Origin of the sequence: Neisseria sp. GT4A_CT1 (assembly GCF_000227275.1) — a bacterium.
Classification (GTDB): Bacteria; Pseudomonadota; Gammaproteobacteria; order Burkholderiales; family Neisseriaceae; genus Neisseria.
Window position 1 is genome coordinate 263,443 of record NZ_JH164966.1, and the last position, 15,275, is coordinate 278,717.

A 15,275-nucleotide genomic window follows, 5' to 3' on the forward strand; every position below is an offset into this window, starting at 1 on the left:
CTCGAAAGAATAAAAAATGTCTGCAAACCTGTCTTCAGCATTGGAAACCTTCAAACAGCAGCGCGCTGCCGCCGAAGCGCATTATTTGAAAGCCAACCGCGTGTCGGTATTTTTCAGGGAATACGCGGCGGCAGTCGAAACCTTGCTGGCGGCATTGTGGGCAGAGCATTTTCAAAACAGCGCGTTATGCCTGATGGCGACCGGCGGCTTCGGGCGCGGCGAGCTTTATCCTTATTCTGATTTAGATTTGGCAGTCGTGTCGTCTGAAACCGTTTCAGACGACCTTCAGGAAAAAATTGCGGCTTTCGTGCAGGCTTTGTGGGATATGAAACTTTCACCGTCGGTCAAAAGCGGCAGCGTTGACGAACTGTGCGAAAGCGTGCGCGATGATATTACGGGGGACACGGCGTTTTTAGAGGCTCGTTTTTTGTTCGGCAACCGCCAGACAGCAGACGAGTTGACGGAAAAAATGAACGCGCAACGCAATGTAGCCGCGTTTATCGAAGCAAAACTGGTAGAGATGGAACACCGCCATGCCAAATCGCAAGGTTCGGGAGCGGTATTGGAGCCGAACATCAAAAGCTGTCCGGGCGGTCTGCGCGATATCCATACCCTGCTTTGGATAGCGAAGGCGCAAGGCTTAGCGGCCAACCTGCCTGCGCTGGTCAAACAAGGCATTCTGACGCGCACCGAAGCCGGCATGCTTTCACACGGCTACCGCCGCCTCGCCCACATCCGCATCCATCTGCATTTAAACGCAAAGCGCGCCGAAGACCGCCTGCTGTTCGATTTGCAGCCGCAAGTCGCCGAAAGCATGGGCTATAAGGGTGTGAACCTCCGTCGTCAAAGCGAAGAATTGATGCGCGTGTTTTACCGCGCGATTAAAACCGTCAAACAATTAAGCGGCATCCTCACGCCCATGCTGCAAAGCCGCGTTTCCTCCACGCCGATGCGCGTTACCCTGCGGATTGACGACGACTACATCCAAGTGAACAACCAAATCGCCGCGCGGCACACCGATATTTTTTTCAGACGACCCGAACACATTTTCAAAATCGTTGAAATCATGCAGCAGCGCAACGACATTACCGCGCTCGAACCGCAAACCCTGCGCGCTTGGTGGGGCGCGACGCGCAAAATCAACCGCAGCTTCTACCAAAATCCCGAAAACCGCCGCCGTTTCGCCGGCTTTTTCCGCCGTGGCAACGGACTGACCCAAACCCTGCGCTTTCTCAACCTCTACGGCGTGTTGGGCCGCTACCTGCCCGCATGGGAAAAAATCGTCGGCCTGCTCCAGCATGACCTGTTCCACATCTATCCTGTGGACGACCACATCCTTGCCGTCGTCCGCAACGTCCGCCGCCTTGCCCTAGACATGCACAGCCACGAGCTGCCCTACGCCTCCGCGCTGATGCAGTCCTTTGAAAAACAAGACATCCTTTATCTCGCCGCCTTCTTCCACGACATCGCCAAAGGACGCGGCGGCGACCATGCCATACAAGGCATCGCAGACGCACGTCAATTTGCCGCCGACCACTTCCTGACCGAAGAAGAAAGCGACCTGCTTGCCTGGCTGGTCGAAAACCACCTGCTCATGTCCACCGTCGCCCAAAAAGAAGACATCCAAGACCCCGACGTACTCGATGCCTTCTGCAAACGCGTGCAAACCCACGAACGCCTCAGCGCACTCTACCTTCTGACCATCTCAGACATACGCGGCACCAATCCCAAACTGTGGAACGCATGGCGCGCCAGCCTGCTGGAAAGCCTGTTCCACGCCGCCGGGCGCTACCTCGCAGGTAACGGCGGCAACCCGCACGCCCTCTTCGGCCGCCGCCAGCAAGAAGCCGCCGACTTGCTTACCCGCGCCGCCGTCCCCGAAAAACAGCAGAAAAAACTATGGAACGCGCTCGGTTCCGCCTACTTCGCCCGCCATCAATCCCGCGAAATCCTGTGGCACGCCGCTAACCTCGTACACGACTTTGAAACCCCCATCGTCCGCAGCCGCATCCTGTTCAAAAGCGACAGCTTTCAAGTCATGGTCTTCATGCCCAACGGCCCGCGCCTGTTCGCCCGCCTCTGCCGCATCTTCAGCCGCCACGGCTTCGACATTCTCGCCGCCCGCGCCTTTATCACCGAACACGACTACATCCTCGACACCTTCATCGTGCAAATTCCCTCGCAGCACGCCCCCGAAGACTACCCCGACATCCAAAGCGCGCTCGAAGCCGAACTCAACAGCTTTATCCACGGACACACCGTTGCCGAAACCCAAAGCCGCAGCCGCCGCATCAGCCGCCGCAGCCGCTACATGCCGATTGCGCCCAGCATCACCATCACCCCTGAAGAAGACTACCCCGACTGGTACTCCGTCGAAATCACCGCCGTCAACCGCCCCTTTCTGCTCGCCGACATGGCGGAAGTCTTCTTCGCCCACAACGTCAGCCTACGCTACGCCAAAATCTCCACGCTGGACGAACGCGTCGAAGACAACTTCATCGTCTTCAGCCCCGATTTGAAAAACCCGAAAACACAGTCGTCGTTGAAACAGGCTTTGTTGGCACAATTGTCGGTGTGATGGTTGGTTTTAAAGGAAAAGCAAGAGGTCGTCTGAAACCCTGTTCCCCGTTTTCAGACGACCTTCTGCTTACTTCATTTTCTTTAAGCCAACAACTCCCGCCAGCGTTTCACTTGAAAGCGCACTTGTTCCGGCGCGGTTCCGCCCAAGTGGTTGCGCGCGTTCAGGCTGCCTTCGGGTGTCAGCACACCGTACACGTCGTCTGAAATCAGGTTGCTGAAACCTTGCAGGACCGAAAGCGGCAGTTCACTCAAATCAACGCCCACTTGGTCGGCGTGGCGCACGGCTTGGGCGACGACTTCATGGCTGTCGCGGAAAGGCATGCCTTTTTTTACCAAATAATCCGCCAAGTCGGTGGCGGTGGCGAAGCCCTGCATCACGGCGGCGCGCATATTGTCGGGTTTGACGGTCACGCCGCGCATCATATCGGCGTAAATCCGCAGCGTGTCGATGAGCGTGTCGGCGGTGTCAAACAGCGGCTCTTTGTCTTCCTGATTGTCTTTGTTGTACGCCAGAGGCTGAGATTTCATCAGGGTAATCAGGCCGATAAGGTGTCCGATGACACGGCCGGATTTGCCGCGCACGAGTTCGGGCACATCGGGATTTTTCTTCTGCGGCATGATGGACGAACCTGTGCAGAAACGGTCGGCGATGTCGATAAAGCCGAAACGCGGACTCATCCACAAAATCAATTCTTCAGACAGGCGGCTCAGGTGAACCATAATCAGCGAGGCGGCGGCGGTAAACTCGACGGCAAAATCGCGGTCGGATACGGCATCGAGCGAGTTTTGACAGATTTGTTCAAAGCCCAACAATTCGGCGGTGATTTCGCGCTGAATCGGATAGGTCGTACCGGCAAGGGCGGCAGCGCCGAGCGGCATACGGTTGACGCGTTTGCGACAGTCTGCCATGCGTTCGAAATCGCGTCCGAGCATTTCGACGTAGGCGAGCATGTGGTGCCCGAAGCTGACGGGTTGGGCGACTTGCAGATGGGTAAAACCGGGCATGACGGTTTCGGCGTTTTGTTCCGCCAAATCAACCAAAGCCGTTTGCAAGTTTCGAATCAGGTCTTGAATAACGGTAATCTGATCACGCAGCCAAAGGCGGATGTCGGTAGCGACTTGGTCGTTACGGCTGCGACCGGTGTGCAGGCGTTTGCCGGCATCGCCGATTTTGTTGGTAAGGCGGCGTTCAATGTTCATGTGGACGTCTTCCAAATCCAGCGACCAAGAAATAGTACCGTCCTTGATTTCTGCTATAATCTCCGCCATTCCCTGACGAATCGCCGCCAAATCTTCTTCACTCAAAACACCTGATTGAACAAGCATTTGCGCGTGAGCCAGCGAACCCTGAATGTCCCACTCGGCAAGCCGTTTGTCGAAATCGATCGAACCGGTGTATTTCTTCACCAGCTCGGAAACAGGCTCGTTAAAACGGCCCGACCAGGTTTTGTCCTTACTCATGGTTTCGTCCTTCAGATAAAATAACAGAGCCAATAAGGCTCGTATAAACGCATTAAAAGAAAACGGTTGGAAATTTTATGTCTATTATACGTCAAATCAACAATACATTCGCCGTCCCGGACCTGCGCAATTCGGCAACAGTCGTGCGCCTTTTGATTATTGTCTTGGGCAGTCTGTTCTTTTTACCCTTGATCAGCGATTCTTCGCTCTCCTATTCCACAGAGATTTACCATCATTCCCAATGGGTGTTTCCCGTATTGCTGGGGATTTTGGTCAAAGCCTATTTCGTCAATATCTTCACCCCTGCCATCAAAACATCGCCCTACGGTGTCATTATTACCTATTTTTTGAACTTATCGATATTTGCAATCGTCGATTTTTTCATTCTGAAAACACACGGTAGAACGCTCTCGCAACATTTCTTCCTGTTCAACCTTTTCCTGCTCGGGCTGATGTATTACGAAGCTTCGCGCCGGAACGGCCTTGCGCCTTCGATTTCCGAAGCCCGCCTCAGCGCGCTGACCGCCCGCATCCGCCCGCATTTCCTGTTCAACAGCCTCAACGCCGCCATCAGCCTCATCCGTCTGCGTCCGTATGATGCGGAAACCCTGCTGGAGAACCTCGCCAACCTCTTCCGCGCCCAACTGCGCGACGGCAGCCAAAGCAGCACTTTAGGGCAGGAAATCGAATGGGCGCAGGAATACATCGCCATCGAACAAATCCGCATGGGCCATATGCGCGTGCAGGTGATGTGGCAGCACCAGGCGCCCGATGACGCGGAAACGCCGCACCTCCTGCTCCAACCCCTTTTGGAAAACGCGGTCTTCCACGGCGTCGAATCGACCCACCGCCCCGGTATGATTACCGTGTTTACCAAGCTCAACAAATCATCCATCTACATCCGCATCGAAAACCCGTACACCCCGCCCGAAAGCAGCGAAAACGCCAAACCGCACAAAGGCAACTCAATGGCATTGCACAACCTCAAAGAACGCCTGACGCTGATGTACGACAACGATGCCAAAATCCAAAGCCGCCAACTCGACGGCATTTTCCGCGTCGACATCCGCCTGCCTTACCGCAAAAAAGCCTCTGATGTAAACAGGCTGTTCGGTTAATACAACCATCCCCCAAAGGTCAAAGGTCGTCTGAAAAATTTCAGACGACCTCAAACAAACCACCGTCAACCTTATGAAAACCAAAACAATCTTAAAATGGCTTCCCGTGGTTTTGTCCGTCTTGGGTGCATTGGGTTACAGCTCGCGCGATACCGAAATCATCCGCTCCGGCGTGCAATTCGCTTCTGCGCTCACAGGCAGCAGCCATCTCGGCATGGAAGCCTTCGGCGCATTATTATCAGAAACCGTCAAATCAGGGTCGTCTGAAAATAATGCACACCAAAGCCGTCCGCACACTCAAAAACGCAATTCCACCACTCCCCATACCTATCACGGCAAAATCTCCAAAATCCACGACGGCGACACCCTCCACGTTATCGACGAAGACGGCGCGAAACACAAAATCCGCATGGCGTATATCGACGCGCCCGAAATCAATCAGGCATACGGCACACGTTCGCGGGACAACTTGATTGACGCCGCCGACGGCAAAAAGGTGAAGGTACGCGTATTTGAAACAGACCGCTACCAACGCGAAGTCGCGCAAGTTTCCGTCGGGACGACCGATTTGAACCTCATGCAACTCCGCGACGGAGCGGCATGGCATTACGACAGCTACGCCAAAAAACAACAAAGTAAAACCGCCTACACCGACTACGCCGCCGCCCAAAAACAGGCGAAACAAAAACGCAAAGGGTTGTGGAGCGGTAAAAATCCCCAAGCCCCGTGGGACTTCCGCCGCGAAGAGCGCGAAAGGCAAAACGGCGGGCACAACGACAGCCGTCAAGAATCAGGCGGACAATGGTTTGGCATTTGGTAACCGGTGGCTCTCGACATTTAATTTTCCAAGTGGAATTTGTTCATAAAGCGGAAGATTCAAGGCGGAAACTGCAACAAGGTTGGATACCTTGCGAGGATTTCCAACGCAACGGAAACTATTGAATCTCGACAGCTCCCAGTATAAAAAAGGTCGTCTGAAAAATATTTTCAGACGACCTTTTAATGAATCTAAAAAACTAACGGCATTGCAGCCAAGTCCGTTTGAGATGATCGACATCCGTCACTTTGCAGACATTTCCAGAGCAGCTGACCGAATAATCTACTTTGGTCGGATGCCCCCATTGTTTGAAGCCGACACGAATTTTGCCGTTGGGCAAGGCAGACACGCTGACCTTGACTTCGGTTTCAGGATCCTGACTGTTCCATATCGGATCGGCCTCAATACACAAATCCTCCGACCGAGAAGCGGTACGGATGGCTTTTTTCAAAGAATCATCGGCATATCGGTTCAAAATCTTCACGCCCGATTCATCATCGCGGCTTGCCTCTTGATAAATCTTCTTCACCAAACGGATCTTGGCGGCATTGTCTCCGCTTGCAAAAGAGACAGACGGAACCAGTAACGCAGCGAAAAGTATTGTCGCTATTTTGTTCATATTATGTTTTCCTAAAATCAAATCCTATCCTGCCTACCGTCCAATACCCTATTGAAACCATACTCAGTATTGACTTGGCAGGGTTCAGCCGTAAAAATACAAAAAGAATTATATCCATTGGATATGCTTTTTCAAACCGATTTAAACGTCATCACCCCATTATCCATCCTATAAAGAGGTCGTCTGAAATGCCTGTCATGCTGATTGTCCGTCCGTCCGCACGCGCGGGAGATGATGTGCGCACCTGTTCGCAGGCAGGCTGGCGCGCGCGGGTGTTGAGTCCGGTTGAAATCGAGCCTGACGAAGCGGCGTTGCGCGGCTTGAAAGAACAGTTTTCCCATGCGGATGCGGTGTTTTGGGTCAGTCCGACAGCCATCGAAACCGCTGTGCCGTATGTGGATTTTTCAGACGACCTGAAGGTTCAGATTGCGGTCGGTCAGGCAAGCGGTCGTGCTTTGGAACGCTGCGGCGCAAAAAATGTGTCTGTGCCGCAAGAAAGCAACGACAGCGAGGCGGTGTTGCGGCTGCCGGTTTGGGATACGCTGCCGCAAGGCGCACGCATATTGATTGTGCGCGGACGCGGCGGGCGCGATTTTTTGGCAGAGTCGTTAAAGAAAAAAGACTTTGCGGTGGAAATCGCGGAAGTGTATTTCAGACGACCTAATGAATTGAATTGGCAGGATTTTGATACCGAGTCCATTGATGCTGCCTTTATCGCTTCGGGCGAACTGGTGCGCGGGCTGTTTGCGCAGGTTCCGCCGCAATTTTCCCGATTCTTCGAATCCTTGTTATACTTCACCCATCATCCGCGCATAGCCGACGCGCTTCGCGAGGCGGGTGCGCGCCACATACGGGTCGTCGCTTCTCTGAAAGCGGCACTTTCATCATTTCCTAAGGAGCAAACCGATGAGCCGGTCTGAAGACAATCCATCCGAAGCAAACGAAGCCGGTCGGCCGATTATCGTCGACAGTCAGGGCAACGCGGGGTCGTCTGAAACAGCGGCTCCGAAAAAGGCCAAGCAGCCTAAAACCTCCGAATACGCAGGAACACACATGTCTGAATCTAAAAATCTTCCCCAAAACCAACCCGCCCCCGTCATCATCAAACAATCCGGCGGCAGAGGGCTGGCGGTAGGCGCGCTGGTGCTGGCGCTGCTGGGTTTGGGCGCAAGCGGCTTTTTGTTTGTGCAAGGACAAAACGTCTTGAAAAACCAAGAGCTTTCGTTTAACCAAAAGCTCGATAAAGCCGCCTTGGGCGAATCTGAAAACGCTTTACTCCTGAAAGACCATTTAAACCGCCAAACCGCCATCCAAGCCGAATTGGAGCGCTTGGGCAAAGCCCAAATGGCAAACAGCGAACAAATCCTGTTGACGCAAAAAGCGTATCAGGAGCTGACCAAAGGGCGCGTCAACTGGCTGGTTGACGAAGCGGAAACCATGTTGAACCTCGCCTCGCAGCAACTGCTGCTGTCGGGCAACGTACAAGGCGCGGCGGCGGTGTTGGAACATATCGACGGCCGCCTGAGCCGTTTCGACCAGCCCGAGCTGCTGCCCATCAAACAAGCCGTCAGCCATGATTTGGCGGCATTGAAAAACCGTCCGTATGTCGATATTTCCGGCACGGCGCTGCGCCTCGACCGTTTGGAAACCGCCGTTTCCGGCCTGCCGCTGGTGTTGGACGGCGTATTGCAGCCGGGCGAACAGGCGCAAAGCAACGGCGCATCTTCAGGCTCTTGGTGGCAAAATACTTGGGATAAATCTTTGGTTGCACTGAAAGGGCTGGTGGAAGTCCGCCGACTCGACAATAAAGACGCGATGCTGCTGTCGCCCGAACAGGCGTATTTCGTCCGCGAAAACCTGCGCCTGCGCCTTTTGGATGCGCGTACCGCGCTGATGCAGCACAACGGCGAGGTTTATCAAAGCGATTTGAACTACGTCGAAGCCGCGGTCAAGCAATACTTTGACGGCAAATCGCCCGCAACACAGGCATGGCTGAAAGAGTTGTCCGAATTGAAAGCGCTGGATGTGCGCATGATTTCAGACGACAGCTTGAAAGCCAGCCTCAGCGCAATCCGCGCCTATCAAGACGGTACGCGTACTCCGGTCGCGCTGCCCGAACCCGTAACGACCGCCGCGTCCGCGCCCCTGCCCTCCGCCGCGTCCGAAGCTGCCGCTCCTCAAGCCGCCTCTCAGGTGAATGAAACTGCTTCCGCACCGAAAACCGCACCGTCTCCAAGGGCTGCCCATCCTGCCAAAGCAAGACCCGCTCCTGCGCAGAAATCCGCCCCTTCCGCCCAAACAGACGCGAAGCCTTTAGAAGCTCCGGCGCTGCCTTCCGAGGCCAAACCGCAAAACATTTCCGAGCCGGAAAAGAAAGCGGCTCCTGAGAAACAAAGCCGCCCTGCCGCCGATGCTGAGACCAAAGGAGGCCGTGCATGAAAGCCGTCGTCTGGATTGTCGTTTTATTCGCCGCCGCAGTCGGTATCGTCCTAACTTCCGGTATTTACACAGGTAATGTCTATATCGTCGTCGGACAGGTCATGATGCGGGTCAACCTGCACGCCTTTATCTTAGGGCTGGTCCTGTTTGTCGTTACCCTGTATTTCCTGATCAAATTCATCGTCGGTCTGATGAACATCCCCGCCCGTATGCAGCGTTTCGGTACGGCGCGTAAAGGCCGTCAGGCAGCCGTCGCTTTGAACAGCGCAGGTTTGGCGTTTTTTGAAGGCCGCTTTGAAAAAGCGGAGCAGGAAGCCGCCAAAGTATTGGAAAACAAAGAAGCCGGCGACAACCGCAATCTCGCGTTGATGCTGGGCGCGCACGCCGCCGACCAAATGGAAAACTTCGAACTGCGCGACCACTACCTGAAAGACATTGAAAAACTGCCGAACAAACAGCAGCTTTCCCGCTATCTGTTGTTGGCAGAGTCCGCACTCGGCCGCCGCGATTATCCGACTGCCCTGGAAAATCTGAACGCTGCCGCGCGCATCCATCCCAACCTGTCCCGCCTCGCCCGCCTGCAACTGCGTTATGCCTTTGACCACGGCGATGCAGAAGACGTGTTGGCGAAATCCGAAAAATTGATGAAAGTCGGCGCGATTAACGATTTTGAAGCGGAACAATACCAAAGCTGGGCATACCGCCGCCTGTTGGCTGAAGCATCAGACGCAGCCGGTCTGAAAACCTGTCTGAAGCGCATTCCCGAAGCACTCAAAGCGGACGAATTGTGTGTCGCCATTGCCGAAAAATACGAGCGTCTCGGACTCTATACCGAAGCCGTCAAATGGGTGCGCCAATACTACCCGCAAAACCGCCGCCCCGAACTTTTGGAAGCCTTCGTCGAAAGCGTCCGCTTCTTCAACGAACGCGGCCAGCAAAAAGCCATCGACCTTGCCGATTCTTGGCTGAAAGACAAACCCGACGACGCACCGCTCTTGATGTACCTCGGACAGCTTGCCTACGGCCGCAGCCTGTGGGGCAAGGCACAAAGTTACCTCGAAGCCAGCATCGCCCTGCAACCGAGCATCGCCGCCCGCCTCATGCTGGCACGCGTACTCGACGAAACCGGACAACCGCAAAAAGCTCAGGAACAGCGGAAATTGGTTTTGGAAGCCGTCTCCGATGACGAACGCCACGCAGCATTGGAGCAGCATAGCTGAGTTTGGGAAATATCTTTATCTGGGAGAATTTGATGGGACCTTCAGATTCCTTTAAGGAAAAGAAAGAAATATTTGAAATTGGAACGCCTACTTATAGCCAAAAGTTAATTGATGTTTGGAAAAAGAGCATTAATGGAAACGAAAAATCTTGGGTGCTCTTTGAAAATGGTACTTGCGTCATTTTACTTGAACCGGAAAAAGATCTGGCGAAACAGGCTAAAGAGATATTAAGCAAATGGGGCAAGGTTCAAATAGGAACACCATCTGCAGATTTTGGCATTATCACTTTAGATAGCGGCGATGGATATGCCGTTTCATGCCATCATCCCGAAATTTTTACGCTAATCCTAAAAGAAGAAGGATTGGATGAAGATTTCAAAATCGGTATCGAAGGGCGCTCTCATCGCGATTGTGATGCTGAAGAACTCAAAGTTATCCATATCGAAGATAAACGCACCATTGAAACCCCATGAAAACCTGCTGCCGTTTAATCATCTACTGATGATTACCTAGGCAAATGTGCTCGTCCCTCCCTTTTTCAGACGACCTTTCATTGCGGAAACCGCCGCAAAGGTCGTCTGAAAACCGTTTTCCTTCCCCGTTTTACAAACAAACCGAAAGTCCCACATGACCTCTTTGAAAAACGACACCTTCCTCCGCGCCCTGCTCAAACAGCCCGTCGAATACACGCCGATTTGGATGATGCGTCAGGCGGGGCGTTATCTGCCCGAATACAAAGCCACGCGCGCGAAAGCGGGCAGCTTTCTCGATTTGTGTAAAAACACCGAATTAGCGACCGAAGTGACCATCCAGCCCTTAGACCGCTTCGATTTGGATGCGGCGATTCTATTCTCCGACATCCTGACCGTCCCCGACGCAATGGGCTTGGGACTGTATTTTGCCGAAGGCGAAGGCCCGAAATTCGAACGCGCCTTGCAACACGAAGCCGACATTGCCAAGCTGCAAGTTCCCGATATGGAAAAGCTGCAATACGTCTTCGACGCCGTCGGCTCCATCCGCAAAGCGCTGGACGGCCGCGTACCGTTGATCGGCTTCTCCGGCAGCCCGTTCACGCTCGCCTGCTATATGGTCGAAGGCGGCAGCAGCAAAGAATTCCGCACCATCAAAACCATGATGTACTCGCGCCCCGATTTGCTGCACAAAATCCTCGACACCAACGCCCAAGCCGTTACCGCCTACCTCAACGCCCAAATCGACGCGGGCGCGCAGGCCGTGCAGATTTTCGACACTTGGGGCGGCGTCCTGAGCGATGCGGCGTTTAAAGAATTCAGCCTCAAATACATCCGCCAAATCGTTGCCGGATTGAAACGCGAAAGCGAAGGCAGACGCGTTCCCGTTATCGTGTTTGCCAAAGGCGGCGGGCTGTGGCTGGAGGGCATGGCGGAAATCGGCGCAGACGCATTGGGCTTGGACTGGACGTGCAACATCGGCGAAGCACGCCGCCGCGTCGGCAACCAAGTCGCCCTGCAAGGCAACTTCGACCCGTTTGCCCTCTTTGGCACACCCCAATCCATCCGCACCGAAGTCGCGCGCATCCTTGCCGACTACGGAAACGGCAGCGGCCATGTCTTCAACCTCGGACACGGCATCAACCAACACGCCGACCCCGAACACGCCAAAATCTTAGTCGATACCGTACACGAACTGTCGCGCCAATATCACGCTTGATTGAGCGTAACGTAAAAGGTCGTCTGAAAACCAAAACTGCTTATCGGTTTGGTTTTCAGACGACCTTTTATTTGGATGAAATGTAAAAATCAGACATTTTCTATTTAACTGACTGCATATTTACCGAAATCAAATCAGATTGATTTCACATATTTCAAAAGGTGGGTATGATAACGTTCTTTCAAAATTACCTTCCCAATTCCAATAAAATCCATCTTTTTAGGGGCTGTCAACATTTAATTTCCCCAGTGGATTTTTGTTCACAAAGCGGAAGATTCGAGGCGGAAGCCGCAACAAGGTTGGACACCTTGCGAGGATATCCAACGCGGAAGATGCTGCTTTGAGGATAAAAAGACACGGAAACTATTGAATGTTGACAACTCCTCTAGGAACACACACATGAACTTTCAAGACTATTTCGTCAATCTGATATTGAGCGGAGTGATGATTATCGGCGCTTATCAGTTTTACTTTTATACCCAGCGCCACCCTTTGCGCAAAGAGATCGTTTGGAATTCCCCGATAGACGAAAAAATCCCTTTCCGCCCGCGTTGGTCGTGGATATACAGCTTTCTTTACTACCCCGCCATCCTCTACCTCAACATCATCGCCACCGACCACCGCCATTTCAACATGATGGCGTTCAGCTTCCTGATGTTGCTGTTTATGCAAATGCTGTTCTTCTGGCTGTTTCCCGTTTCCACCCCGCCGCATTGGCGCAGCATCAATACCGGTAAAACACCGTCCGAATGGTTTTTACAGTTTGTTCAAAAATTCGACCAAGCCAGCAACTGCTTCCCCAGTATGCACGTTTCCGTCGCCATGCTGACCGCCCTGCACGCGCTGCCGACTTTGGGTGCCGCCGCGTTCCTCTTTCCCGTATTGATTGCCCTGTCCTGCATCTTTACCAAACAGCACTACCTGATTGACCTGCCCGCAGGCGCTGCATTGGGCGGCTTTGCCTACTGGCTGTATCTTTTAGTGCTTTGACGCACCCAATCCTAATAAAAAAACCTAAAAGGTCGTCTGAAAACGAGCGAAGCGAGTTTCGCTAAAACAAAACTCAAAAGGTCGTCTGAAAACGAAAAACACCCGCTTATCGGTGTCAACTCGTTTTTCAGACGACCTTTGTATATACTCACCATCTGAACCTTACCGCCTCAAACCAGTCAGACTCAAAAATATAGTGGATTAACTTTAAACCAATACTGCGTTACCTCGCCTTAGCTCAAAGAGAACGATTCTCTAAGGTGCTGAAGCACCAAGTGAATCGGTTCCGTACTATCTGTACTGTCTGCGGCTTCGTCGCCTTGTCCTGATTTAGTTAATCCACTATACATCTGCTCCCGCCATTCCTCCACCGCCTATCGAACATGACTTTTCTAAAAGACATCACCTGGACAGAAATCTTCATTTTCGCCCACACCTGCGCCGCGCTCGGCTGCGTCTTGCGCGTGTTGTACAAACAAAAAAACATCGGCTCCACGTTTGCCTGGCTGATTATCCTCTTCCTTTTCCCCGTCTTCGGCACCATCGCCTACCTGCTTATCGGCGAGCCGCGGCTCGGCACGGCGCGTGCAAAGCGTACGGACGAGATGAACCGTTTTTATCAAGGTTTCGTCGAAACTTACCTGTCTAACCTTTACCTTGATATCGGCGACAAAGTCAAATCCCGTTATCACGGCATCAGCAAAGTCGCTGCGAGCGGAACGGGACTCGGCGCCACGCGCAACAACGCCATGACGCTGCTGTCCACCACCGATGAAATCATCGACACCATGCTTGCCGACATCCGCGCCGCCCGCCATTCCTGCATGCTCGCCTTCTACATCATCGAACCCGAAGGCAGGATAGAAGAACTGTTAAACGAACTCCTCGCCGCCGCCGACAGAGGTTTGGATTGCGCCATCCTCGCCGACGCCGTCGGCAGCAGCCGCTTTTTCGACAGCGGCTGGGTAGAAACCCTGCGCGAAGCCGGCATAGAAGTCCACGCCTCCTTGCCCGTCGGCGTCTGGCGCACCTTCTTTACCCGCACCGACCTGCGCAATCACCGCAAAATCCTCGTCATCGACAGCAAAATCGGCTACACCGGCAGCTTCAACCTCGTTGATCCCCGCTTCTTCAAAAAAGATTCCGGCGTCGGCGAATGGGTGGACGTCATGATGCGCTGCACCGGCCCACTGGTACTCGAACTCTCCGCCGTCTTCTTTGCCGACCTTGCCGTCGAAACCGACGAAAACCTCGAAAGCGTGCAGCAATATCTGACGCAGGCGCAAGAGCGCATTCCCGAAATCCTTCCCGAAAAAATGCAGCAGGGCGACATCGTCGCCCAAGTCATCCCCTCCGCGCCAGAACAGGGCAGCCACGTCATTTACGAAACCATCATCAGCGCGATTTACGCCGCCACTAAACAAATCACCATCACCACCCCCTATTTCGTCCCCGATGAACCCCTCCTGATGGCATTGACCATCGCCGCCAAACGCGGCGTCAAAGTTACCCTGATCCTGCCTGCCAAAGTCGATTCCTTCATGGTGCGCTACGCCTCCCGCGCCTACTACCCCATGCTGCTCGACGCAGGCGTCAAAATCGCCATGTTCGAAGGCGGGCTGCTGCACGCCAAAACCATGACCATAGACGAAGACTACGCCCTCTTCGGCACGGTCAACATGGACATGCGCAGCTTCTTCCTCAACCTCGAAATCAGCCTCGCCATCTACGACCGCGACATCACCAAACAAATCTGCAACCTCCAACGCGACTACCTCAAAAACAGCAGCTACATCACCGTCAAAGCATGGCAGCAACGCTCCAAATTCCGCGGGCTGATAGAAAACACCGTCCGCCTGATGAGTCCACTGTTATAGGCAGGCTTACCGTTCACACAAGACCAAAGGTCGTCTGAAAAGCTTGGAAACCTTTGAACTGCACCCCAAAAGTTGGACATCCCCTCCAACTCACAAGGTGCAGTTTTTTTATGAGCAAATATACATTACACTTCAAATACCAAGCCGTACTCCACTACCTGCATATACGCAGCCAACAGCGTACCGCAGACCACTACGGCATTTCCCGAACCCACCTGAGACGATGGATACGCGCCTATCAAGAAGGCGGTATCGGCGCACTCGAACATCCCCAATCCAAAACCATGCCCCAACACCGCAAAAACCCCTTCATCGCAGATAAACCCGACCACGAAAAAACACAGGCAGAGCTTATCGAAGAGTTGTGCTATATGCGCGCAAAGGTCGCCTACCTAAAGGAGTTAAAAGCCCTCAGCCAAAAACAGACCGAAAAGGACAAAGCCAAACCGTCCAAACACTGAGGGC

Annotated in this window: 13 protein-coding genes; 11 read left to right on the forward strand and 2 right to left on the reverse strand. The window is 53.5% G+C overall.

What is annotated here, in order from left to right; translation table 11 throughout:
• Nucleotides 1-16 precede the first annotated feature (16 nt).
• Nucleotides 17-2,578 (forward strand): [protein-PII] uridylyltransferase, encoded by a 2,562-nt coding sequence (gene glnD, locus HMPREF1028_RS05985; RefSeq protein WP_009311882.1) that lies wholly within the window; start codon nt 17-19, stop codon nt 2,576-2,578.
• A gap of 83 nt (nt 2,579-2,661) precedes the next feature.
• Here the strand turns inward: glnD and argH are convergent, their stop codons facing one another.
• Nucleotides 2,662-4,041 (reverse strand): argininosuccinate lyase, encoded by a 1,380-nt coding sequence (gene argH / locus HMPREF1028_RS05990; protein WP_009311883.1) that lies wholly within the window; start codon nt 4,039-4,041, stop codon nt 2,662-2,664.
• 77 nt (nt 4,042-4,118) lie between these two features.
• On the opposite strand from argH, the gene HMPREF1028_RS05995 reads away from it, so the two are divergent.
• Together HMPREF1028_RS05995 and HMPREF1028_RS06000 are read left to right on the forward strand one after the other, a co-directional pair.
• Nucleotides 4,119-5,159: a histidine kinase gene (locus HMPREF1028_RS05995; RefSeq protein ID WP_009311884.1), complete on the forward strand. Its 1,041-nt coding sequence runs from the start codon at nt 4,119-4,121 to the stop codon at nt 5,157-5,159.
• 73 nt (nt 5,160-5,232) lie between these two features.
• The gene (locus tag HMPREF1028_RS06000) at nt 5,233-5,979 is read left to right on the forward strand and encodes a thermonuclease family protein (RefSeq protein WP_009311885.1); all 747 of its coding nucleotides are present in this window, start codon (nt 5,233-5,235) and stop codon (nt 5,977-5,979) included.
• 196 nt (nt 5,980-6,175) lie between these two features.
• Here HMPREF1028_RS06000 and HMPREF1028_RS06005 read toward each other — a convergent pair whose 3' ends face one another.
• Complete coding sequence (locus HMPREF1028_RS06005; protein WP_232203807.1) at nt 6,176-6,616, reverse strand: hypothetical protein; 441 nt, start codon at nt 6,614-6,616, stop codon at nt 6,176-6,178.
• A 167-nt stretch (nt 6,617-6,783) separates the two neighbouring features.
• On the opposite strand from HMPREF1028_RS06005, the gene HMPREF1028_RS06010 reads away from it, so the two are divergent.
• The 8 genes from HMPREF1028_RS06010 (at nt 6,784) to HMPREF1028_RS06045 (ending at nt 15,271) form a co-directional block, all read left to right on the forward strand.
• A complete protein-coding gene (locus tag HMPREF1028_RS06010) occupies nt 6,784-7,515 on the forward strand; it encodes a uroporphyrinogen-III synthase (RefSeq protein ID WP_009311887.1) in 732 nt (243 codons plus the stop codon).
• The gene (locus tag HMPREF1028_RS06015; RefSeq protein WP_009311888.1) at nt 7,502-9,034 is read left to right on the forward strand and encodes a uroporphyrinogen-III C-methyltransferase; all 1,533 of its coding nucleotides are present in this window, start codon (nt 7,502-7,504) and stop codon (nt 9,032-9,034) included. Before HMPREF1028_RS06010 ends, HMPREF1028_RS06015 begins: the two co-directional genes overlap by 14 nt.
• The gene (locus HMPREF1028_RS06020; protein ID WP_009311890.1) at nt 9,031-10,254 is read left to right on the forward strand and encodes a heme biosynthesis HemY N-terminal domain-containing protein; all 1,224 of its coding nucleotides are present in this window, start codon (nt 9,031-9,033) and stop codon (nt 10,252-10,254) included. Before HMPREF1028_RS06015 ends, HMPREF1028_RS06020 begins: the two co-directional genes overlap by 4 nt.
• A gap of 32 nt (nt 10,255-10,286) precedes the next feature.
• The gene (locus HMPREF1028_RS06025; RefSeq protein WP_009311893.1) at nt 10,287-10,727 is read left to right on the forward strand and encodes a hypothetical protein; all 441 of its coding nucleotides are present in this window, start codon (nt 10,287-10,289) and stop codon (nt 10,725-10,727) included.
• A gap of 154 nt (nt 10,728-10,881) precedes the next feature.
• A complete protein-coding gene (gene hemE / locus HMPREF1028_RS06030; RefSeq protein ID WP_009311894.1) occupies nt 10,882-11,943 on the forward strand; it encodes a uroporphyrinogen decarboxylase in 1,062 nt (353 codons plus the stop codon).
• Between the two features lie 399 nt (nt 11,944-12,342).
• Nucleotides 12,343-12,933, forward strand: a complete 591-nt coding sequence (locus HMPREF1028_RS06035) for a phosphatase PAP2 family protein (protein ID WP_003762923.1) — start codon at nt 12,343-12,345, stop codon at nt 12,931-12,933.
• 383 nt (nt 12,934-13,316) lie between these two features.
• Nucleotides 13,317-14,810, forward strand: a complete 1,494-nt coding sequence (cls, locus tag HMPREF1028_RS06040; RefSeq protein ID WP_009311897.1) for a cardiolipin synthase — start codon at nt 13,317-13,319, stop codon at nt 14,808-14,810.
• A gap of 110 nt (nt 14,811-14,920) precedes the next feature.
• A complete protein-coding gene (locus HMPREF1028_RS06045; protein WP_009311899.1) occupies nt 14,921-15,271 on the forward strand; it encodes a helix-turn-helix domain-containing protein in 351 nt (116 codons plus the stop codon).
• The last annotated feature ends 4 nt before the right edge of the window (nt 15,272-15,275 follow it).

Excerpts from the sequence above, each read along its gene's own strand:
- cls (WP_009311897.1), top strand. The coding sequence starts at position 13,317 with ATGACTTTTCTAAAAGACATCACCTGGACAGAAATCTTCATTTTCGCC.
- hemE (WP_009311894.1), top strand. The coding sequence starts at position 10,882 with ATGACCTCTTTGAAAAACGACACCTTCCTCCGCGCCCTGCTCAAACAG.
- HMPREF1028_RS06015 (WP_009311888.1), top strand. The coding sequence starts at position 7,502 with ATGAGCCGGTCTGAAGACAATCCATCCGAAGCAAACGAAGCCGGTCGG.
- HMPREF1028_RS06020 (WP_009311890.1), top strand. The coding sequence starts at position 9,031 with ATGAAAGCCGTCGTCTGGATTGTCGTTTTATTCGCCGCCGCAGTCGGT.
- argH (WP_009311883.1), bottom strand. The coding sequence starts at position 4,041 with ATGAGTAAGGACAAAACCTGGTCGGGCCGTTTTAACGAGCCTGTTTCC.
- HMPREF1028_RS05995 (WP_009311884.1), top strand. The coding sequence starts at position 4,119 with ATGTCTATTATACGTCAAATCAACAATACATTCGCCGTCCCGGACCTG.
- HMPREF1028_RS06035 (WP_003762923.1), top strand. The coding sequence starts at position 12,343 with ATGAACTTTCAAGACTATTTCGTCAATCTGATATTGAGCGGAGTGATG.
- HMPREF1028_RS06000 (WP_009311885.1), top strand. The coding sequence starts at position 5,233 with ATGAAAACCAAAACAATCTTAAAATGGCTTCCCGTGGTTTTGTCCGTC.
- HMPREF1028_RS06025 (WP_009311893.1), top strand. The coding sequence starts at position 10,287 with ATGGGACCTTCAGATTCCTTTAAGGAAAAGAAAGAAATATTTGAAATT.
- HMPREF1028_RS06010 (WP_009311887.1), top strand. The coding sequence starts at position 6,784 with ATGCCTGTCATGCTGATTGTCCGTCCGTCCGCACGCGCGGGAGATGAT.
- HMPREF1028_RS06045 (WP_009311899.1), top strand. The coding sequence starts at position 14,921 with ATGAGCAAATATACATTACACTTCAAATACCAAGCCGTACTCCACTAC.
- glnD (WP_009311882.1), top strand. The coding sequence starts at position 17 with ATGTCTGCAAACCTGTCTTCAGCATTGGAAACCTTCAAACAGCAGCGC.